Genomic DNA, 19,506 nt, shown 5'->3' on the forward strand with positions numbered 1-19,506 from the left:
CCAGCTAAGTTATGCAAATCTCTATCTTGAGAGGCTGCATATCTTAGAAAGTGAAGCGTTAGCTTAGAGAAGCACGACTGCGATCATAGCTAGTCCGGAAACCAGAATTGGGTTTGCCTTGAATTGAATCCCAGTGGTTGATGTTATCAACATCTAAACCGACTTCATTAGCTGCTCTATTGAGCATCGATTGTTGTCTGTTCTTGACGGCGTGGTGATGACGCATCATTAATGCTCTGGCTTGTTCTTGAGTAGACATCTGTATATCCTCCGATTGCTTTAGTGAGATTTGATTGAGTTTTTCCTTATCTCTTAGAACTTTAAAACATTGTTTAGCTTAAGGAAGCACGACTGCGATCATAGCTAGTCCGGAAACCAGAATTGGGTTTGCCTTGAATTAAATCCCAATAGTTGACGTTATCAACATCGAAACCGACTTCGTTAGCTGCTCTATTGAGCATCGATTGTTGCCTGTTCTTGACGGCGTGATGGTGACGCATCATTAATGCTCTGGCTTGTTCTTGAGTAGACATTTGTGTATCCTCCGATTGCTTTAGTGATATTTGACTGAATTTTTCCTTACAAAATAACTATAACAGATAATTTCTGTAACAAACACTACAGAATTGCTTTATTTACAAAACTTAATGTCAAAATTTAAACACATAAGCGGCTCTGACAGACAAGTTGTCTGATCACTAAGACAAGTTAAGCTAGATCACAGCCAAGGGTACGGGGGTGGGGAAAAACTCTTCGCTTTGTTAAGTAGGGGCTGCTGAATAAGTTTTGTGGTGAGGGGAGGGAACAGGGAACAGGGAACAGGGAACAGGGAACAGTAAAGACTTGATTCTTCGCTGCGCTCAAGGGCATAGTTTGAAATTAATTCCTTATCTCCCCCAGCTCCCCCAGCTCCCCCAGCTCCCCCAGCTTCCCTTGCTTCCCCTGCTCCTCTCCTCTTGTCTACTCCTCTGGAGAAGATGGCTCAGATTCAGGCAGAATGCGGACACGGGCAAATTTGAGTCCTGTGATTCCTTGCAATTTTTCCACCGTGCTGGATTCGATATGGGAATCAACCCAACCTTCACGGGCGAGGAAGCGTAAGTATTGTTGATATTCTGTCCACTCCGTTTGGCTGGAATAGACGATAGTCAACATCCCTGGTTGGGTGATGCGAGTTTGGGTGGTAGCGTCGAGGGCTTTATCAATCCGTTTTTTAACGATTTCGTAGCGGGTGTCACGGGTGCTGCTGCGTAAATCGAAGATTTTTTCCGTTTGTTCGTCGTGGAAAATATCAACCGTGGTTTCCTGGACTAATACTAGATGAGTGACTTGTAAGGGTGTGTCAAAGCGATCGCGCATTTGAAAACAGGTTCTAGCACAGTCACAGATTGCCCGTAGCTGTTCGTAGCGCAGACAATGGAGATGGAATACAGTAAACTGCGCGTTAATCGAAGCTCCAACATAGATCATGTGATCAATCCCATCAGTGAGTTCGTGATCACAGTAGTGGGGGATAATCTGCTGCATCCGCACTTGCCATCGTTCCAAAGTTTGGCGCAGTTGTTCGTTAATCTCATAAATCATCCGATCATAGCGATCGCGTGCGGTATAAATACATTCATGAGGATTGTCGCACGCTTGTTTATAGGCATTTACCGCGTCAACCGCCGCGTCGCCACAGTCTTGGAAATATTCAAAATAAATTTCCAGATGATCCTTTAAGTATTTAATCGCTGTCACCTCTTCATCCACCGTCACTCCCTTGTCTAACCGTTCAATATAAGCGGACAAATCCAGGCGCAATTGTTGCAACAAGGGCAGCGGTTGGGATTGGTTCGCCGCATCCACTATCGCCATTGCCAAATTAAACTGGCTGAGTAAATCGGCTTGGATTGCCCGATTTCGTTCATTCGACGAACCCCGAATATCGGAAATCCCATACATGGGATGGACATCCGTAAACACAATCGGTTCTGGGGGAAGTCCCCAACTGCGGCGTTCCGCTTCTTCCAGAAACCGCCATTCTACGGCGGGATGGATATGATTAAATTGACTTTGAGCTGCTTGACGCAGGGCGGCGGTTAAGGCGGGGATTAAGGCGCAAGCATGGTTGATATCCAGGGAATCAAAATTATCCGCCTGATCACTGGTTAACCCTACCATTCCCATCAAATTTTGGCTGGGGGTTTCAGCGTCAGCCGCCGAAACGGTGAGGGGAATCAGTAAGAGGGAACGAGTACCTTGGTTGAACAAGGCTTGCTCACATTCCGTTTGACAATGACTCTCTAAATTGGCGACAATCCAAACCTGATTCGCTTGGGCGGCGGCTTGGAAATGGGAACCTTTCAAAGAATCCCAGGTATAGACTTCGGTTTGGATCAATTGGTCATTTTCGCTGGTGAACAGTTTTACCTCTTGGCGCTTCACCCGCAACAACAGAATCTGATCAGCGCGAAACAGCGATCGCATTTTTTGATCGAACTGGCGAAACTTCTCAGAACGCAATAGGGAGTCACGTTCAACCAGGAGGCTAATCAGTTGTCGAATTGTTTCTTGGTGGGTAATATCTAATCCTTCCCACAAAAGCTGACCCCTAACCCGATAATTCTCTAAATTTAAACGTTGTTCCCAGATGGGATTAAGGATAATTTGTCGAATCGGTTGTTGGCAGAAATCGATATCCGAAAATTCATCAAGTTCTGGATTAATCCGTTCAACCGTTAAATGTTGAGAACGCAGCCAAAATTGCACACAATGGGGTTCGGAATCGGAGGAATTATCGAGAGTCGCGATAACAGGTTCATCTAAAAAGCGCCATTGGCTATGATTAATTTTATATACATCTCGTAATATTAGTGCCAGTAAATGACGCCGATATAACTGTTCGAGGGTTTTAGCATCAACGTTTATAAATAAATCAAATAGGTGAATACCCTGGTGTTGTAAGTTCCCCGTGGGAGCATCAATCCCGGTTAAGCGGCAAAAGGCATGATTGGCATAATACAGAGCGAAGTTCCCCGGCTCAACCCACGCCATCAACAGTTTGCTATGGTGCTGAAAACGCGCCAACCAATCATGATTTCCCGAATTCGCCTGATTTGTCATCGTTATGCGATCGCTAAATGTTGATTCATCCGTTACGGGTTGAGAATAGGAGTTAGAGTTAGACATCGCAGGCGGGTTAACCTCCGGGGAATTGTCGGGAATGGAGTGTCGGTTGTTGTGCCACATCAGGGGAAAAGGGTGATGAAACCATAAGCCGTTTTTCCATTTGATCACAGAATTTAAAACTTGACAAGTGAAGCGAAATATAGGCTTAAAATTTTGCAAAAATTTTCTCATAAACCACTTGTCATGAGTCACGCTTAACGTAAGCCCCAACGAAACCTCATCGTAGGGTGGGTTAGGCGGTATTCAATTGAGGAAATAACCATTAAATTTTGATATCCGCCGTAACCCACCAATCATAAAGCAAGTGCAGAGTCAGTAGGGTGGGTTAGGCGGTATTTAATTAAGAAAATAACCATTAAATTTCATATCCGCCGTAACCCACCAAAATGGAATAGATATTACGATTAAATCAAGCGCACGTCAGACGTAGGGTGGGTTAGGCGGTATTTAATTGAAGAAATAACCATTAAATTTGATATCCGCCGTAACCCACCAAAATGGAATAGATATGACGATTAAATCGGGCGCACGTCGGTGCGCCCCTACGGTTTCTGGGCAAAATAATCTATCAGATTAGGTGTGCCACGCCACGACAAGGTGACGAACCGTGCTTGTTAATCCGTTGCCACCATATCCCACAGCGCATCAATCCCCCAGCCGATATAGTCTGAATCTTGGTGCTGCTCAATCCATTGCACGATAAGTGGCAGAATATCAGGGTTATTTTTACCCAATTTACCCAAAGCATTGGCAGCCGATAAACGCACGTCAGAATCGTCATCATCTAAGCGCAAAAGTAGAGCGTTGACTACTGTTTTTGTACCTTGCCCCAATTTGCCCAAGGCATTGGCAGCCGAGTAACGCACTTTGGAATCGTCATCATGTAAGCGCAAAAGCAGGGCATTGATTACTGTTTTTGTACCCTGCCCCAAATTGCCCAAGGCAAAGGCAGCAAAGTCACGCACATCTAAATCATCATCATCTAAACCTGATAGCAATGTATTAACTACTTTTTCTTTACTTTGCTCCTGCTTTATCAGACTCAAGCTATACGCCGCCCAGAAACGAACATGAATATCCTTATCATTTAAGCGCAAAATCAAAGCATTGACTACTTTTTCTGAATCTTGCGCCAATTTACTCAAGGCAAAGGCTGCCGGGGAACGCATATCTAAATCGTCATCATTCAAGCACAAAAGTAGGGCATTGACTACTTTTTCTGAACTCTGCCCCAACTCACCCAAGACATACGCTGCTGAAGGGCGAAAAAAAGACTCCTCATCTTCCAAGTGCAAAAGCAGGATATTGATTACCTGTTCTCTACCCTGCCCCAACTCGCCCAAAGCATAGGCAGCCCCGAAACGCACATCGTAATTTTTATCATCTAAGCGCAAAAGCAAAGCATTGACTACTTCTTCCGAACCTTGCCCCAACTCAACTAAATCAAAGGCTGCCGATTTACGCACATCAGCATTCTCATCTTCTAAACGCAATAGCAAAATATCAATTACTGCTTCCTGTTCTCCCAACACCGCCCGATATTTCAACAATCGCCCTTTATCAATCATTTCCGCCCTTGCCTTCAAAAATTCCAGCGCTTGCTGCTCAAACTCCGTCTCATTCAAATGGCAAAAAATCTCGTAAACCTGCTGGCTAACTCTCCTGCCAACCCGCGCCTCATCACTCACCTCCAACTCCACCAATCCCGCAAAAATCTCCTCAACTAAACCCTTATCAGCCCCCTTCAACCCCTTAATATTTTCCGTTAACAACGTGCCAGCCCAGAATAAATCCCGATGCAGCCATAACTCATATTCACTCTTATTCTGCAAAATCGCCCGAATCGCTTTCGCCGCCTTTTTCGGCTTTTGCTGGGCAATCAACAACAACAAAACCTCTCGCCAATGGGAATCATGCAGATGCTCTCGAATATGATCGAGAATAATATCAAAATCTCCCTCATTATCCGCTTGATAGTCAATCTCTTGAGCGCACAAATATTCCTGAAACGTCTTATGCACAAAGGCATAATAATCTTGCCCTTGTTCATTCAATAATCCCGTGCGTTCTCGGATAAAATTGACAAACCGCTCCGCCTCTTTCTTTGCCTCATAGCGTTGAATCTGTTTCAGCGTCTGAATCTCTCGACTCAACTGATCAATCAAATCATCCTTTTCAATTAGGGTTCCGCCCTCTTTATCCTCGCTACTTCCTTGGGTGTGAATCCAATATGCCAGGATTTCCATCAACCGCCGTAAATCATCCAACTCTAGATATTTTAATTCCGTCTGATTCGTCAGTTCTTTATTAGCATCCCAGGAGGTTAACAGTGTTTCCACTGCCTTATCATACAGCTTGTACCGTTCTTTCGGTAAATGAGCTTGATAGCGGTGAATTAGGGCAATAATCGTTAACATCAGCGGATTTCGTGCCAATAATTGAATCCGGGGATTATCGGACAATGCCGTTCTTAAACTCTGTTTACGCCGCTCGGCTTCTGCTTTATCGGGAACGCGGCTATCATACCAACGGTTAATAAATTCCTCAATCTGGTCATCATTAAAAGGTTGTAACTGATAGTGCGGAAATTCCTGGGTTTTAAAGAAATCTCGCTTATATCCCGCCGGACGCGAGGTAATAATGGCGCGATTTTGGTTATATTGTCCCAGGAAATTTTCAATTCGCTGCACCACCTGATAACGTTTAGCATCTTCGGCAACTTCATCCAAGCCATCTAATAAAATCAGCGCCCGCCCATCTTCTAACCAATAGTCAAAAAATCCCTCTGGCAAAGCTTTCACTGCCATCGTATCTTCAGCAAACTGCCGCGCATAATCGAGAATACTGATGTCCGGTTGTCGAGCCAAATCACGAATTTTAATTAAAATTGGCAGCCAATCTATAGTGGTATTTAACCCTAATGCGTTTTTATCACTATCTCTATTGTGTAATTCTCCTATCTCCCCCCTTTTTAAGGGGGGCTGGTGGGGATTGGAATGGTCAACCGCAGCGGAATCAGTCGAGACATTGTTTTGCTGTGCCAGCATCACGGCAAAATAACTCATTAACGTGGTTTTTCCCGAACCGGGCGCACCTAACAGCACAATTTTAGGACGACTTTTCCTTTGAGGGATATTGTTTCCCGATCTGCAAGCATCTAATGGCACTAATTCGGAAAAAGCTAAAGTATTATGTTCGATTTCTCCACTTAACAACTGCTGTGCATTAAACCGTCTACCTGCACGGTTTTTTAACTCGCGGAGCAAATCCGGTTGATGATTCTCCAATGATCCATATCCTGAAAAATGCAAAATCTCCCATTTTTGCTGTTCTTCCACTACATCCGGCATAACAAAAATCTGGGCAAGATGTTCAGACTTTTCTATCTCTTGTCCGGCGACGGAAATCCCGGCAAACTTAACATCATCAAACCAATTGACCAATTGCTCACAATAATCAGCTTTCGCTACCTGAAACCTTAAATACTCCGTCGTTCGCTGAAAATAAGTGCGAACAAATACCTCCATCCACGGCTGAACCAAAGACTCGTCAATCTGGTTCATCTTAGAATCTTGTTTTGCTGCTTTGGTAAAGGCAACGACTAAATAATCAACATCTGGCGTTCCTTGATTATTCAGGGGTTTCTGTAACTCCACTAATCCAGCCCCCTTAAAAAACTGTGCCAAAAATCGAGGGATAAAATCGGGGGGACAGCGATAGAATAATCGTTTATGTTGTTCCTGTGCTGTTTTCGTCGCCGCGTTTAAGGCTTTGTCTAAATCTTGAGGATTAAGTTGACTACGAACTCCAGTGAGTAACGTTTCCGCAATCTTTAGTGTGGCAAATTCGCCTAACCATCCACCAAGCATGATTGATACGGGTTCCATATCTGACTGATTTGAGCAACCACCTTTGTTATTATGGCTTACTTGATTCAGGAGCAGATAGCAAACAGAACGGGGAATGGAATGGTATCATTGGTGATAAGTTAAGGCTGTGTGCCAATAGAGCCAAGCCTAAAGGGTGTGCCACGCCACTACAGTTTGGCGACAATTTGGCGGTGGCGTTTCCAGATATTTGGCAGAATTCAATCTGAATTCAAGCGTTTGTTAATCTGGTTCATCAGTCCAGTAAACAGCGCACCTGCCATTAAAAGACCGATCGCGGGCGTAAAGACAGGATTCCACAAGCTATACCACACGTCTAATCCCAGTGAAACACCCACCGATCGCCCCAACAGTGCGATCGCGAACCAGAAGAAGCTGAATAAAACCAGGAAGAAATCAGCGACTAATAACTGATTTAGCCAATAGATAAGTTTGTCTTTCATAATAGATAAGTTATCTTCAGTAAATAGGACGTGAATGGCACAACGTCAATGCTTACTATACAATCAAGGACTTATACCATATACCGTCGCCTGGGAACAACAGCGATCGCTCCTGTCACAACGGATTAACGATCCCACCCTTGATGATGTTCTCTTATTAATGGAACATCCACCCGTCTATACTTTAGGTCAAGGTGCTTCTTTAGACTTCCTCAAATTCAACCCCGCAGAAGCGGACTGGGAGGTTCACCGTATAGAACGGGGAGGTGAAGTCACTTACCATTGTCCCGGTCAACTCGTCGGCTATCCCATTCTCAATCTACGATATTATCAGCAAGATTTACACTGGTATCTGCGACAGTTAGAAGCCGTCTTAATTGAGGTATTGGCGGTTTATGGACTCAAAGGCGATCGCGAAACTGGGATGACTGGTGTTTGGCTTGAGGGACGCAAGGTTGCCGCCATTGGCATTAAAGTCAGTCGTTGGATTACCATGCACGGCTTTGCCCTAAATGTTTGCCCGGACTTAAGCGGGTTTGGGCGCATCGTTCCCTGTGGAATTGCCGATAAACCCGTGGGGAGTCTTGCCCAGTTTATTCCGAATATTACCGTAGACCAAGTTCGCCCCGTAGTAATTGCTAAATTTGCCGAGGTATTTAGGGCTTGCTACCTAAGTGTGTAAGGTAGACTAGATAGGGGTTTCAAGCCATTTTTTGACCCAACAAGTGCAAGGTTTTTACACTACCATTCTCTTGCATCCTGGAATTTTTGCCGACCTCAGCGCCGAATTTTCCCTCGACAGAGGGTTGAAACCATTGCCCATTGCCCATTGCCTATTGCCTCTCCCCACCACAAGACTTATTCAGCAGACCCTATTTAATGTCAGTTATAGCTACTCAGAGCGATATTTAGGTCAAGTTTTCCGAACAGCGAGTCGCTAAGAACTTATTCAGATCAGCATAGGTTCCCGCATAAGTGGTGGTTGGCTTCTCATACCCTTTCAGGCTAACAATATGTTGTTTAAAACCCAGATTGTTGTATCCTAGCTGTTCCAGATAGCTATAGGTATCTTCTCCCAAAGCAATATCCAGACCAATTTGTTTCGTCGCCGACTCCAGACGAAACGCTGCATTCACTGTATCGCCAATTGCTGTATAATCCGGGCGATCTCCACTGCCCGTATTTCCCACCATCGCATAACCCGTATTTACTCCCGTGCCAATGCGTAGCGGGAAAGGGAGGGGGTATTGACTGGAAAGGGATGCCGTCATCCGGTGCAAATCGCTAACTGCTTGCAACACATTCATGGCTTCGTCTTTACTCACCCCTTTATGCCCATGAAACCAAATTGCCATCACCGCATCGCCAATATATTTATCCACCCAACTTCCCGATTTGCGGATAATATTTCCCGATTGGCGAAACCAAGTGCCAATCACAGCCGAGAGAATCTTTTCATCCAGTTGGCGAGTTAGAACCGTAAAGTCACGGATATCAACCACCATCACCGACATGAGGCGGCGCACATGTAACGTAGAGGTTAGAGTTTCACTACTTGCAGGTTGGCTATAGTCGCGATCGCGGTTACGGGTATCGGATGGCGAATGAAATTCCAGTTCAGTCTGACCAAACATCAGCTGATCGCCATTTCGTAATGTCACCGGAATACTCACTCGGCGTCCATTCACGAAAGAACCATTGCGACTTCCCAAATCGATTAGATAGAAATCACCAGTTTCAGTACACTGTAACATCGCGTGATTTCGGGAAATCCAGCGATCTGAGAGGACAAAATTGTTATCATCTCCGCGACCAACTGTCCAGCAGTTACTACCCACCAGGGGGAGGTAGCGGTTACCTGTCTCAGTCGGTAGAAGTAAATAGGGAGTGGATCGTAGAGTCACCACAGGCACAGAAGCAACGACGGGTTAAAAAATAAACAGAGGATTAAGTCTATATCCTAGTAGATGCATTCTGAAGCCAAACGAGTGATTCCGGAAACTTCACTGTCCTTATGGTTTGATGTCAATATTTGTTTACTGTAGACATTCATGAGCTTTTATTGCAGTGTAGCTGCTAGCCAAAATAGGCTATCTACCAAAATTGTACTCAATACTGCCCCACTAAATGCCCACCACGGCAATCGCCCTCGGGTCAATGCCCCACATCCTACTAATCCTAGTGTACATCCTAAAACCGCTGCCCAGCTAATTCCCCAAGGGGTTTGTACTTGTGCGATCGCCTCTTGCAAGATCGGGGTAATCAAGGCTGGATCAACGTCCATGATTTGACGCCAGTAGGGAATCAAATCCGTTAAATAAAAATATACATCGGTGAGAGCTGTCCCGAACAGAGAACCCAGGTAAAACAAATTACCTACAGCGCCTCTCCCCCGCCATAACCCCCAAAGGGCAAACGGTAGACCAATGGCTTCGATGGGTAAATGTAACAGAGGTTCAGCCCGCAGCCAGCCCCAATAGATTGAACCAGCTAGCCAGCACCAACTAAAACCTAGTAACAAATCTCCCCATACTCGCATCCCTGGACGCGCCAGTAGCTTAAATCCCAGCCATATCCATCCTAAGGTCAACAGTAAACTCAACCAGGGAAGTTGCCGGACTAATGGCGCTTGCACAAACACAGGGACAGACACCAGAAATGAGGCAGCCGCAAACAGCCACCAGCCTTGAACTCTAGCTTTTGAGCCTATACCTAGACCATTTAGGGGGCTACGGATTGGCATCAAAAGCCAAACCTCTTCTGATGGATTGGAGTAGTTGGAGGATGTATTAGAAAACATACTATTGCGAAACACGATTTCTTTAATTTTCTTTACTTATGTTTACATATCTCAATATATCATGAGCATTATCCCCCCTAGGGGGATATACATCCTATTATAGGGTACGGCTAGCACCTCCAGAAAGTTTGCGATCGCGATCAAGCTATGCCAGAATTCCGATTAAAGCGGGTGACTGGTAATAAGTAATTAGGGATTGGGAATTTTAACAAGCAAGCCTCAGCTCCTGACTGTTCCCTGTTCTCTTGTCCTCATGCTCAACTTGAATTATGTCCGACTACTTATCCGACTACTTACATGATCAAATTGCAGTGGCGGTGGTTCAAATTTTTCAGGATTAGCCTTCTGAGTGCCTTACTCACCATACCGTTGAAGAGTTTTGCCACCAGCTTATCCACAGACGTCGCCGTACCCACAACCCAATCCACCTCCCAGATGAACATAGTTCAGGCATTGATCCTGGGAATGGTGCAGGGGTTAACGGAGTTTATCCCGATTAGCAGTACAGCGCATTTAAAAATAGTGCCGGTGGTATTAGGCTGGGGTGATCCGGGGGTAGCTTTTACAGCAATCATTCAACTGGGAAGTATTGCCGCCGTGCTGTGGTATTTTTGGTCAGACTTATGGCAAATTTCCACAGGTACAATTCAAGCGATTCAGAGGAAGGATTACCAAGCCAACGATTTTCGCATGGCGGTGGGTATCGGCTTGGGGACGTTACCGATTGTCTTCTGTGGCTTGTTAATTAAGATATTTATTCCCGATTTTGATAATTCGCCCCTACGGAGTACCGTTGCGATCGCTTGTGCTTCGATTTTTATGGGGCTGCTGTTGGGCGTTGCCGAAAAGATCGGTACGAGAGAGCGCAATTTCGATAAGTTGGGGATGCAGGATGGCATCTTGATGGGATTTGCTCAAGCCTTGGCACTCGTTCCTGGCGTATCGCGATCGGGTTCAACGATTACAGCGGGCTTGTTTATGAGATTGGAAAGAGGAACAGCCGCCCGCTTTTCCTTTTTGCTGGGTATCCCCGCGATTACCCTAGCCGGGTTAGTCGAGTTAAAGGATTTATTAGAATCTGGAGTCGGGGAGGGGGGATTCATGCCTCTCACCGTGGGCGTGATATCATCAGCCGTATTTTCTTATGCTGCGATCGCGTGGCTGATTCGTTACCTACAAACTCAGAACACTTGGATCTTTGTCTGGTATCGCGTCGCCTTTGGTGTGGCAATTTTAGCCGCGATTATCGCCGGGGTAATGCCTTCCTGAGGGGAGATGGGGGAGATGGGGGAGCTGGGGAAGCTGGGGGAGCTGGGGAAGAAAATTTACAAATGACAAATGACGAATGACGAATGACGAATGACAAATGACAAAAGACGATCCTCACCGTTAACTTGAAATTCCCCCCCTACTTACTCAAGCTGTTCATTAGCTTCTGGTAGTGAGTTGCCTGCTTCATTCGTGCGTTGGGCAAATCCCCACAGGAAGATCAAGCCAATAATGGTAATCATTAACCATTCGGGCGGCACGAATTCGGGATTAATCGCCCGAACCAAAAGTCGCAATCCAACTAGACCAACTGTAATGTAACCCGCATCCTCCAGGTTGACATACTCCTGTAGCCAGCGGATGAATAATCCTGCCATAAATCGTAGAGTAATCACACCGATAGTGCCACCTGCCAGAACCAGCCAGATTTGGTCAGAAATTGCGATCGCGGTGGTGACACTATCTAAGGAAAATGCTAGATCAGTAATGGCGATCAGAGGAATCACTTGTAACAGCGATGTAAATCGGGGTCCATGATGGTGATGTTGTTCATCTTCCTCTGAGGTGAAATGCTCGAAGACTAACCAAAGCAAATAAGCAGCACCGAGGAGTTCAAATTGCCAAAACTTGACCACCCACGTTGCCGTCAGAATCAGACTAATCCGCAGAATGTAAGCCACCACCAAGCCAAAGTTCAGCGCCTGTCGCTGAAGTTGCTTGTCTTCTAACCCTTGAGCAATTGTTGCCAGCGCGATCGCGTTATCGGCTGACAGCACGGCTTCGAGGGCAACCAAAATCAGCAGGACTAAGGGGGCTTCTATTCCTAGATTGAACGGTAACTTAAAAACTTGATCCAGCATTAATGAAATAAATAATGATTTCGAGTATTGACGAGGATGTAAGCTGCACTTGCTCGGCAACTATGAGTCCTTCTGTTAACTAATCTTAACGTGTTGCCCGAAATTTCTGCCGAAAACGGAGCAATAGCCAGTAGACTAAAGGTCATATTGATGTTTAATTAGGAGCTTGTAAACCATGTCCCTTTCAGATACCCAAATTTTCGTCGCTCTCGTCGTAGCGCTCATTCCCGGTATCTTAGCCTTCCGTCTAGCTACGGAACTCTATAAGTAGTTCTCATTCTCAATCGGGCTGGGAACTGGCGAGGATGAGGGGTGTGATGTCAACCCTTGTCTTGTGGATACGGTTTGAGTTGCACCCCTCATCTCATAATTCCGGATAATGGCAGCAAAATGCTGTAAGGTATCTGACTATCCTCAGCAGAGTATTGCCTGCGGAAAACTCTTCGTCTATGATCTGAACTTTAGACGACCAGCTCGGTCGTGTCAGTCTTTGGACTGGTGAGTGCCGACACTGCCATGATGAAGCCGGACGAAAATGTTAGCGATTGTTATCATTTTGGCAACGGACATACGTTCCATCAGCCCCTAGGCGTACAGTTTAAAAGCACGAGTCTGTAACGATCCAGACGAGAGGCGAACGCTGGCGCGTCAAACGTCGTTAGTCAATAAGGCGGTAGGGGTCTTACCAACTTTTTTACAAGGAAAGCGATACTTTTTGCCGAGCTTTCCTCTGCCGCTAAATCAAAGACGATAACGGGAGTCTCCAGCGAGTTTTTATTGAGATGAATGCAATCCCAACCTCTCGACCCACTCGGCAACCTTTACCAACCCGCCGCAGGGTTCCTCGCCAAGAGCGTCGTCCTCGGCGGCATTCCTACTCCGTCGTGGCGGGTGAAATTACGGTTAAATTAGTGGTAAATCTGATTCTTTGTACTGCCGCGATCGCGGGATTGGCACAACTGTTGCCCTATCATCTGTCCCAAAAGGCGAAGTTGCAAGAAGTACGATCAGAAGTGAAACGCACCCAAAGCCGGGTTCAGAAACTCCGCAATGACTTCGGCGAAGCGTTTGATCCGGCACAAGCTAGACGAGTTATGCAAGATCAAAGTTATCGGGTTGATCCAAATCAGCGTCAAGTCGTCTGGGAAGATCGGCGTCTTATGCCCGATAACTAAATAGGGGCTGCTGAATAAATTTTGGGGTGGGGAGAGGGAATAGGGAACAGTTTCAACCCCCAGTTGAGGTTTAAATTCATGCGCTTAAGGGATCAAGTAACTCACCCATCCAGGTTTCAACTTTCTGGCGCAGGCGACCCGAGTTTCCTGACACAGGGAGTTGAGAGAGGGCGCGTTGATAGTCAGCGATCGCGCAGTTCCAGTCTCCCCGCAGATGATAGGTACGACCTCGTTCGGCATAGATGTGGTTTTGTAGGCATCCCAGGATTAAAGCCAAGTCCAGGTTTTCGATGGCGAGGTCATAAAGCCCTAGTTCCCGAAACGTGATGGCTTGGTTAATCCAAGTGCGAACATTACGCGGATTGAGATCCAATGCTTTTTCGTAATCGGCGAGTGCTTTGGCTAATTGTCCCGTAGCCGCATAGTAATTGCCACGATTATTGTAAGCACTGTCCAATTCGGGATTGAGCTGTAAGGCTCGGTTATAATCATCTAAAGCTTTTTGACGCTGACCCATTTGGAAATAAATCAATCCTCGGTTGTTATAGTCAATGGCGTGGGTAGGATGATGTTTAATTGCCTGACTCAAAAGCGCGATCGCACTCCTGTACTCTCCCTGTTTGGCTTTGCGTTGAGCTGAGGTGCGTAAATTTTTAATCGAAAGGTGGTCAGGGGTTCGATGGGTTAGTGTAATCGTGGGTAAAGGCTGGGGTTTCCGACGGGACATGGGAATCCATTGTCTATTCTCTTCATCGCCTTTGATAAATACATGAGCGTTCATAATCGTCCTCCAACAACACCTGCGGTCTATCTACAATCAACCTTAAGTCTGGCTGCACCCCGCGAGTTGGTGTCGGTGTGTCACTTCCTGAGGCGTCTTTACTCCTCTTAATAATCACCAGCCAACCCAACGTATTGATGTTCTATGAGAAATCTACAGCACAGCTTAGCTGCTTTCCTGAAATCTTAATGAATGAAGCTGAGTCATTCCCTCTATCCTGGGTGTTGTTCACCCCGCTAGCTGTGTGAACCTACAAAAATTGGCACAATCGCAATCAGCACTCAAACCTTGATTGCCATCTGGCGATGCTCCGTCCCCCATCCTTACAGGGCTAACGGTAACATGCCAGAAATCTGCAACGTTTCTTTACATTCCCCAGCAAGTGATTGCCCAGTCTGACCCCCAGATACAGAATGTCCCGTCTAGAAGGTGGTAAAATGCAACCCAAGTAACTGATTGGTTTGGGTTGGGAATAGTTAAGGACACTGAAAATATGGCAACCACAACAGCATTACAGAATGCTCCTGACGTTAGTGCGGATAACTATTTAGTGGTAGGGTTAGCCACCTGCTTCTTGAAACAAGAGGGTGAAGTTGAGGAGGTGAAAATCCTGGAACCGATTCCCTCGGCGGCTCTGGAGGCAGTTCTCAAAGGGATTCCGACCTCCTATTCCATGGCGCATGGCACCACACTGGGCGAGGTGATCAGTGGTGACACCCCAGAAAAACCGCCGGAATTTCCCGCAGAGGCTCATTTTTGCGACGATTTTATCGCCCGCGCGATCGCAGCAGCTCGCACCTACAAAACTCGTCCGGAGGCACAAGCCCACATTCCCCCTGGTACAACGCGCAATGATTTCAATTACTCCATCGAACGCAAGCGGGTGCTGAATCAGATACGAGTTGTGCGTAAGGAAGACGACGTTAAACAGCACGAATACACTCACAAAGTTCTATAACCCAAACGACGATGCTGAAACTTTATGGTGGCTCCCGCAGTCGGGCGTCAATTGTCCAGTGGTATTTAGAAGAACTGGGCGTTCCCTACGACTATATACTGTTGGACATGCAAGCTGGAGAACATCACCAGCCGGATTATTTGGCGATTAATCCCATGGGTAAAGTCCCAGCTATTATGGATGAGGATTTCCAACTGTGGGAGTCGGGAGCGATTTTGCTCTACCTGGCTCAAAAATATGGCAACCTGAACGGATTGGAGGAGCAAGCAACCATCGCTCAATGGATTTTGTTTGCCAATGCGACGCTTGGTCCGGGAATTTTTGTGGAGGCGAGTCGAGAGCGGGAAATGCCGAAATTGTTTCCCCCGCTTGAGCAACGTTTACAGAATCAACCGTTCTTGTTGGGAGATCAGTTTAGTGTCGCTGATGTGGCTGTGGGATCGTATTTGAGTTATATCCCGATCATGTTACAGCTTGACCTGAGTGAGTACCCAGCTATCTCAGACTATATTAAACGCCTTAGTGAGCGATCGGCGTTTCAGAAAACGATTGGCGGACGCAGCTAAATATATAAAGCTGTGGACTATGAATCAGGACACCCCTAACTGGAATGCTGCTGACTTAAGCTGGGTTCGTAGTAGGCACGAAGCATGCCAGAAGCCTTCGCCTCGCTTACTACAAACTCTAAAGTCAGTGCCATTTCCCCTAACTGGGTGTCCTTGCCATAATTGATTTTAATGATATTTACCGGAAACCCACAGCCGCTTGCCAAACAAAGGCTAGCAGCAAGAAAAAGACGGGGATGACTGGGAGAACGTCTACGATAGGGTCAAAGATAGAGTAGGCTTCAGGCAATTTTGCCAACAGCATGGCTGCTTCCATAGTTAAGTCTTCCTTTCTAAGCGAATTTTCAGAATTGAAATGGATCTTAACATGAACTGGGTTACAACTGAGCTAGCTTCAGGGGGTAGGTTGGGTCTAGGGAAGAGACCCAACCTACAAACCTAAACCTGAGCTGTTGCCAGTTCAGCTTCAGCCGCAACTGGATAAATGCTGACTTTCTTGCCAGATTTGCCCTTTCTCTCAAACGTCACCGTGCCATCAATCAGGGCAAATAGAGTATCATCTTTGCCACGACCAACATTAGTGCCGGGGTGAAATTTGGTACCCCGCTGACGCACTAAAATGTTACCGGCTTTGACAACTTGACCGCCAAAGCGTTTAACTCCTAGCCGCTTGGCATTAGAGTCACGACCGTTACGAGTACTACCTGTACCTTTCTTGTGAGCCATAGTCTCCTCTTGTTTTTAATGGTGTGAGTGGATTCCTATTCTTATTCTGAAGCAGTTTCCGATGTTGCTTCAGGGGCTGACTCCTCAGCCTCAGTTGGCATTACCTCCACAGGCGTCGCCGGAGTCGATGTTTCTGTGGATTCAGCGCTAGTACCCGCTAACACTGAACCATTCATACTAATAGCATCAACCATCAGACGGGTAACTTCCTGGCGATGTCCCCGCTTTTTGCGGGTTTTCTTCTTCGGCTTCATCTTGTAGACCAGGATTTTGCGATCGCGAAAATGTCGCATTACCGTGCCTTCAACCGTTGCTCCATCAACCCAAGGCTGACCAATGGTGACATCACCATTATTTTCAACCAGCAACACCCGTTCAATGGTGACTTTTTCTTCGGGTTCAACGGGCAGGAGTTCAATGTCGTAAAAACGACCGGGTTCAACTCGTAGTTGTTTTCCGCCTGTCTCAATAATTGCGTAACTCATGGAATTGTCCTTAAATGTAGCCGTACAGGTAGCTAGCTCATTGGCGAGTTGGGAGTGAGGTATTAAGCTGTTAGGGTTCAAAGTACACCAGCGCAAGTCATGTTTAGCTTGCCGTTGTACTCACCATGACAGCTTTTGCCGTAATCTGACTCCTAGAGAGGAGCGATAAATCGCTGTCGCTCTCAGGTTTTGAGCCGCTTTTGGTATATCTTGACCTGATCCGAGCAGGAATATACACGCAATTAATCATCATCTGTGATTAACCAAGGATGTGTCAAGTCGAGGGGTGGCTTAACAGCGATAAAAGGCGACCTATTTTTTGGCAACCTTAGCATTATTCTCAAATAATTCAATGGTATTAAGAATATTGATAGCTGAACTATAAGATTCTTCTAGTAATTCATTTTCCTCTTCTGGGGTATCCACCAAGTCATCCGCTAACAACCGGATGGAACCGAGCATGGAATTGAGCATGGTTCGGACTTCGTGAGATGCTTTCATTAAAGCAGGATTTGTGGTGGGCGTACTTTGAGGATGTTCAGCAAATTGCATCTGATACAACCGTGCATAATATCCTCCTTTGCGTAATAGTTCCTCATGTTTCCCGACTTCCATCACACACCCTTTCTCTAAAACCGCAATTTGATCGGCGTTTTGCACAGTGGAAAGGCGGTGAGCAATAACCAGAGTTGTGCGATCGCGACTCAATTCCTCCAGCGCTTCTTGCACCAAACGCTCCGAAACCGTATCTAATGCACTCGTAGCTTCGTCCAGAATCAAGATATCCGGATTTTGTAAAATAGCGCGAGCAATGGCAAGGCGCTGACGCTGTCCTCCTGATAATAACACCCCGCGATCGCCAATCATCGTATCCAACCCTCCAGGGAGTTGTTCAATAAATTCTAAGGCATTCGCCCGTCGTGCGGCTTCGATTACATCTTTTTCGGAAGCATCTGGTCGAGCATAGGCAATATTATCGTGAACTGAGGTATTGAACAAAAAGGTATCTTGGCTAACAATTCCCATATTATTGCGGAGACTTTTAATATCAAACTCCCGCAAATCGATTCCATCTAGGGTAATCCGTCCCGCTGTGGGATCATAAAATCGTGGTAATAAATCGGCTAACGTTGATTTGCCCGCACCTGATGCTCCCACTAACGCTAACGTTGTCCCACGAGGTAAGTCTAAATTAACCTCTTTTAACACTACCTTGTTCGGTTGAGTCGGATAGGCAAAGGATAGCTGATGAAAATGAATTCCTTTTTTTAAGGGATGGTAAGGCTGAGAACCCGGTTTCATAAAGGGCTTATTATCTAGGCGCAAGAAGTCATGTGCCACTTCCACACTGGCTGAACTATTGGCTAAGGAACCCCTGGCTTTATTTAACTGGGAAATTAACGGTAACAGCCGTTGTAGTAAGACAAGAAAACTCAGCAATACCGCTGATAGAGCCTCGATCTGACTGGCAAAAAATATTCGTCCCATAAACACAATTCCCAGCAATCCGACAATGCTAGTCACTTCACCGACGGGTCCAATGGCTGCATTATTTGCTTGAGATCTAAAATCCGCCTTTTCGCGATCGCGGATTAACTTTCGGATTCGTTGATACTCTCTCTCATCATTACCGGTAGCTTTAACGAGCCGAATTCCGCTCAACGTTTCTAGCACAGCAATCGAATACGCTTTTGACATATTTGATAGCTGCTTACCAAATACCTTGGCACGGCTAATCGAGTATTGGTTGACTAAGGCAACAATCGCCACTAAAACGGTTGAAGCTAATGTCAATTGCCAGGAAAGAGCCAGTAGCAAGGCGATAAACACTAGGGCATTCGTTACCGTCACCATCATATTTAGTAGGGTACTGACTTCCCCAGCGGCTCGACCAATTTCTGTACCTAGGCGATTCACAAGATCACCGACTTTCATGCGAGAGTAAAAATCGATATCTACATCAAGCAATAATTTCACGCCAGCTTCCCGTAAATCACAGGTAATTCGGCGTCTTAACGAACTAGAGGCTAATGTACTGGCATAATTAGAAAGATTTTTTAAAATAATGAGTCCGACAATAGCTCCCGCCATTGCTACCAGCCGATAATTTTCTGGCAGGTTGTTAAAGGGAGCCATGATCGCCTGAAGAATTGGCGGACCACTCTTTAAGTCTAAATCTATCCCTAAAAGATTTAAAACGATAGGAGCAATGAGCGCTGTCCCTACACCGTTAAATAATCCACCCGATAATCCTAAGAGAACCGTTGTCGCTACTCGAGCTGGATATCGTCTAATAACTTTTGATAATAAATTGGAAGCCATAGAGCGTAATTTTTGGAATTCTAGCGATTGGATTTCATTGTGTTTTAACTGGATTGTAACTGG

20 protein-coding genes are annotated in these 19,506 nt (G+C 45.9%); 7 read left to right on the top strand and 13 right to left on the bottom strand.

Annotated elements, in window-relative coordinates; translation table 11 throughout:
- Positions 1-58 precede the first annotated feature (58 nt).
- The 4 genes from RID53_RS18475 to RID53_RS18490 all read right to left on the bottom strand — a co-directional run bounded on the left by RID53_RS18475 (position 59) and on the right by RID53_RS18490 (position 7,058).
- Positions 59-259 carry a hypothetical protein gene (locus RID53_RS18475; protein WP_446389488.1) on the bottom strand — a complete coding sequence of 67 codons (201 nt, stop codon included), beginning with the start codon at positions 257-259 and terminating at the stop codon, positions 59-61.
- 73 nt (positions 260-332) lie between these two features.
- The gene (locus RID53_RS18480; RefSeq protein ID WP_446379798.1) at positions 333-533 is read right to left on the bottom strand and encodes a hypothetical protein; all 201 of its coding nucleotides are present in this window, start codon (positions 531-533) and stop codon (positions 333-335) included.
- A 427-nt stretch (positions 534-960) separates the two neighbouring features.
- A complete protein-coding gene (locus tag RID53_RS18485; RefSeq protein ID WP_446389489.1) occupies positions 961-3,342 on the bottom strand; it encodes a GAF domain-containing protein in 2,382 nt (793 codons plus the stop codon).
- A 443-nt stretch (positions 3,343-3,785) separates the two neighbouring features.
- On the bottom strand, positions 3,786-7,058 hold the full coding sequence (locus RID53_RS18490) for a sister chromatid cohesion protein PDS5 (RefSeq protein ID WP_446389490.1): 3,273 nt from the start codon (positions 7,056-7,058) through the stop codon (positions 3,786-3,788).
- On the opposite strand from RID53_RS18490, the gene RID53_RS18495 reads away from it, so the two are divergent.
- Positions 7,043-7,267, top strand: a complete 225-nt coding sequence (locus tag RID53_RS18495) for a hypothetical protein (protein ID WP_446389491.1) — start codon at positions 7,043-7,045, stop codon at positions 7,265-7,267. The two genes, RID53_RS18490 and RID53_RS18495, sit on opposite strands and share 16 nt — an antisense overlap.
- Here RID53_RS18495 and RID53_RS18500 read toward each other — a convergent pair.
- Positions 7,259-7,501 carry a hypothetical protein gene (locus RID53_RS18500; RefSeq protein WP_446389492.1) on the bottom strand — a complete coding sequence of 81 codons (243 nt, stop codon included), beginning with the start codon at positions 7,499-7,501 and terminating at the stop codon, positions 7,259-7,261. The two genes, RID53_RS18495 and RID53_RS18500, sit on opposite strands and share 9 nt — an antisense overlap.
- 34 nt (positions 7,502-7,535) lie before the next feature.
- Here RID53_RS18500 and lipB point away from each other — a divergent pair, with 34 nt between their 5' ends.
- On the top strand, positions 7,536-8,183 hold the full coding sequence (lipB, locus tag RID53_RS18505) for a lipoyl(octanoyl) transferase LipB (RefSeq protein ID WP_446389493.1): 648 nt from the start codon (positions 7,536-7,538) through the stop codon (positions 8,181-8,183).
- A 226-nt stretch (positions 8,184-8,409) separates the two neighbouring features.
- Here lipB and RID53_RS18510 read toward each other — a convergent pair whose 3' ends face one another.
- Complete coding sequence (locus tag RID53_RS18510) at positions 8,410-9,408, bottom strand: adenylate/guanylate cyclase domain-containing protein (protein WP_446389494.1); 999 nt, start codon at positions 9,406-9,408, stop codon at positions 8,410-8,412.
- 152 nt (positions 9,409-9,560) lie between these two features.
- Positions 9,561-10,244, bottom strand: coding sequence for a DUF3120 domain-containing protein (locus tag RID53_RS18515; protein ID WP_446389538.1), 684 nt, complete (start codon positions 10,242-10,244; stop codon positions 9,561-9,563).
- 354 nt (positions 10,245-10,598) lie between these two features.
- On the opposite strand from RID53_RS18515, the gene RID53_RS18520 reads away from it, so the two are divergent.
- Positions 10,599-11,570 (top strand): undecaprenyl-diphosphate phosphatase, encoded by a 972-nt coding sequence (locus RID53_RS18520; protein WP_446389495.1) that lies wholly within the window; start codon positions 10,599-10,601, stop codon positions 11,568-11,570.
- 143 nt (positions 11,571-11,713) lie between these two features.
- On the opposite strand, the gene RID53_RS18525 is transcribed toward RID53_RS18520, so the two are convergent.
- On the bottom strand, positions 11,714-12,430 hold the full coding sequence (locus tag RID53_RS18525; RefSeq protein ID WP_446389496.1) for a TerC family protein: 717 nt from the start codon (positions 12,428-12,430) through the stop codon (positions 11,714-11,716).
- 175 nt (positions 12,431-12,605) lie between these two features.
- Here RID53_RS18525 and psaM point away from each other — a divergent pair, with 175 nt between their 5' ends.
- Together psaM and RID53_RS18535 are read left to right on the top strand one after the other, a co-directional pair.
- Positions 12,606-12,701, top strand: a complete 96-nt coding sequence (psaM, locus tag RID53_RS18530) for a photosystem I reaction center subunit XII (protein ID WP_446389497.1) — start codon at positions 12,606-12,608, stop codon at positions 12,699-12,701.
- Between the two features lie 511 nt (positions 12,702-13,212).
- Positions 13,213-13,605 (top strand): slr1601 family putative cell division protein, encoded by a 393-nt coding sequence (locus RID53_RS18535; RefSeq protein WP_446389498.1) that lies wholly within the window; start codon positions 13,213-13,215, stop codon positions 13,603-13,605.
- Between the two features lie 76 nt (positions 13,606-13,681).
- Here RID53_RS18535 and RID53_RS18540 read toward each other — a convergent pair whose 3' ends face one another.
- On the bottom strand, positions 13,682-14,386 hold the full coding sequence (locus tag RID53_RS18540; protein ID WP_446389499.1) for a tetratricopeptide repeat protein: 705 nt from the start codon (positions 14,384-14,386) through the stop codon (positions 13,682-13,684).
- Positions 14,387-14,879: 493 nt separating this feature from the next.
- Between RID53_RS18540 and RID53_RS18545 the strand changes: the two genes are divergently transcribed.
- A complete protein-coding gene (locus RID53_RS18545) occupies positions 14,880-15,344 on the top strand; it encodes a hypothetical protein (protein WP_446389500.1) in 465 nt (154 codons plus the stop codon).
- A gap of 11 nt (positions 15,345-15,355) precedes the next feature.
- Positions 15,356-15,910 (top strand): glutathione S-transferase family protein, encoded by a 555-nt coding sequence (locus RID53_RS18550; protein WP_446389501.1) that lies wholly within the window; start codon positions 15,356-15,358, stop codon positions 15,908-15,910.
- 178 nt (positions 15,911-16,088) lie between these two features.
- Here the strand turns inward: RID53_RS18550 and RID53_RS18555 are convergent, their stop codons facing one another.
- The 4 genes from RID53_RS18555 to RID53_RS18570 all read right to left on the bottom strand — a co-directional run bounded on the left by RID53_RS18555 (position 16,089) and on the right by RID53_RS18570 (position 19,443).
- Positions 16,089-16,226: a photosystem II reaction center protein K gene (locus RID53_RS18555; protein ID WP_006103223.1), complete on the bottom strand. Its 138-nt coding sequence runs from the start codon at positions 16,224-16,226 to the stop codon at positions 16,089-16,091.
- A 122-nt stretch (positions 16,227-16,348) separates the two neighbouring features.
- A complete protein-coding gene (gene rpmA, locus RID53_RS18560; protein ID WP_446339739.1) occupies positions 16,349-16,636 on the bottom strand; it encodes a 50S ribosomal protein L27 in 288 nt (95 codons plus the stop codon).
- A gap of 41 nt (positions 16,637-16,677) precedes the next feature.
- Positions 16,678-17,121 (bottom strand): 50S ribosomal protein L21, encoded by a 444-nt coding sequence (gene rplU / locus RID53_RS18565; RefSeq protein ID WP_446389502.1) that lies wholly within the window; start codon positions 17,119-17,121, stop codon positions 16,678-16,680.
- 312 nt (positions 17,122-17,433) lie between these two features.
- The gene (locus RID53_RS18570) at positions 17,434-19,443 is read right to left on the bottom strand and encodes an ABC transporter ATP-binding protein (RefSeq protein WP_446389503.1); all 2,010 of its coding nucleotides are present in this window, start codon (positions 19,441-19,443) and stop codon (positions 17,434-17,436) included.
- Positions 19,444-19,506 lie beyond the last annotated feature (63 nt).

The organism is Coleofasciculus sp. B1-GNL1-01 (assembly GCF_040220235.1).
In the GTDB taxonomy this organism is placed as follows: domain Bacteria; phylum Cyanobacteriota; class Cyanobacteriia; order Cyanobacteriales; family Coleofasciculaceae; genus Coleofasciculus.

Excerpts from the sequence above, each read along its gene's own strand:
- RID53_RS18525 (WP_446389496.1), bottom strand. The coding sequence starts at position 12,430 with ATGCTGGATCAAGTTTTTAAGTTACCGTTCAATCTAGGAATAGAAGCC.
- rplU (WP_446389502.1), bottom strand. The coding sequence starts at position 17,121 with ATGAGTTACGCAATTATTGAGACAGGCGGAAAACAACTACGAGTTGAA.
- RID53_RS18490 (WP_446389490.1), bottom strand. The coding sequence starts at position 7,058 with ATGGAACCCGTATCAATCATGCTTGGTGGATGGTTAGGCGAATTTGCC.
- lipB (WP_446389493.1), top strand. The coding sequence starts at position 7,536 with ATGGCACAACGTCAATGCTTACTATACAATCAAGGACTTATACCATAT.
- RID53_RS18515 (WP_446389538.1), bottom strand. The coding sequence starts at position 10,244 with ATGCCAATCCGTAGCCCCCTAAATGGTCTAGGTATAGGCTCAAAAGCT.
- RID53_RS18475 (WP_446389488.1), bottom strand. The coding sequence starts at position 259 with ATGTCTACTCAAGAACAAGCCAGAGCATTAATGATGCGTCATCACCAC.
- RID53_RS18545 (WP_446389500.1), top strand. The coding sequence starts at position 14,880 with ATGGCAACCACAACAGCATTACAGAATGCTCCTGACGTTAGTGCGGAT.
- RID53_RS18480 (WP_446379798.1), bottom strand. The coding sequence starts at position 533 with ATGTCTACTCAAGAACAAGCCAGAGCATTAATGATGCGTCACCATCAC.
- RID53_RS18535 (WP_446389498.1), top strand. The coding sequence starts at position 13,213 with ATGAATGCAATCCCAACCTCTCGACCCACTCGGCAACCTTTACCAACC.
- rpmA (WP_446339739.1), bottom strand. The coding sequence starts at position 16,636 with ATGGCTCACAAGAAAGGTACAGGTAGTACTCGTAACGGTCGTGACTCT.
- RID53_RS18520 (WP_446389495.1), top strand. The coding sequence starts at position 10,599 with ATGATCAAATTGCAGTGGCGGTGGTTCAAATTTTTCAGGATTAGCCTT.
- RID53_RS18550 (WP_446389501.1), top strand. The coding sequence starts at position 15,356 with ATGCTGAAACTTTATGGTGGCTCCCGCAGTCGGGCGTCAATTGTCCAG.
- psaM (WP_446389497.1), top strand. The coding sequence starts at position 12,606 with ATGTCCCTTTCAGATACCCAAATTTTCGTCGCTCTCGTCGTAGCGCTC.
- RID53_RS18540 (WP_446389499.1), bottom strand. The coding sequence starts at position 14,386 with ATGAACGCTCATGTATTTATCAAAGGCGATGAAGAGAATAGACAATGG.
- RID53_RS18555 (WP_006103223.1), bottom strand. The coding sequence starts at position 16,226 with ATGGAAGCAGCCATGCTGTTGGCAAAATTGCCTGAAGCCTACTCTATC.
- RID53_RS18500 (WP_446389492.1), bottom strand. The coding sequence starts at position 7,501 with ATGAAAGACAAACTTATCTATTGGCTAAATCAGTTATTAGTCGCTGAT.
- RID53_RS18485 (WP_446389489.1), bottom strand. The coding sequence starts at position 3,342 with ATGAGAAAATTTTTGCAAAATTTTAAGCCTATATTTCGCTTCACTTGT.
- RID53_RS18570 (WP_446389503.1), bottom strand. The coding sequence starts at position 19,443 with ATGGCTTCCAATTTATTATCAAAAGTTATTAGACGATATCCAGCTCGA.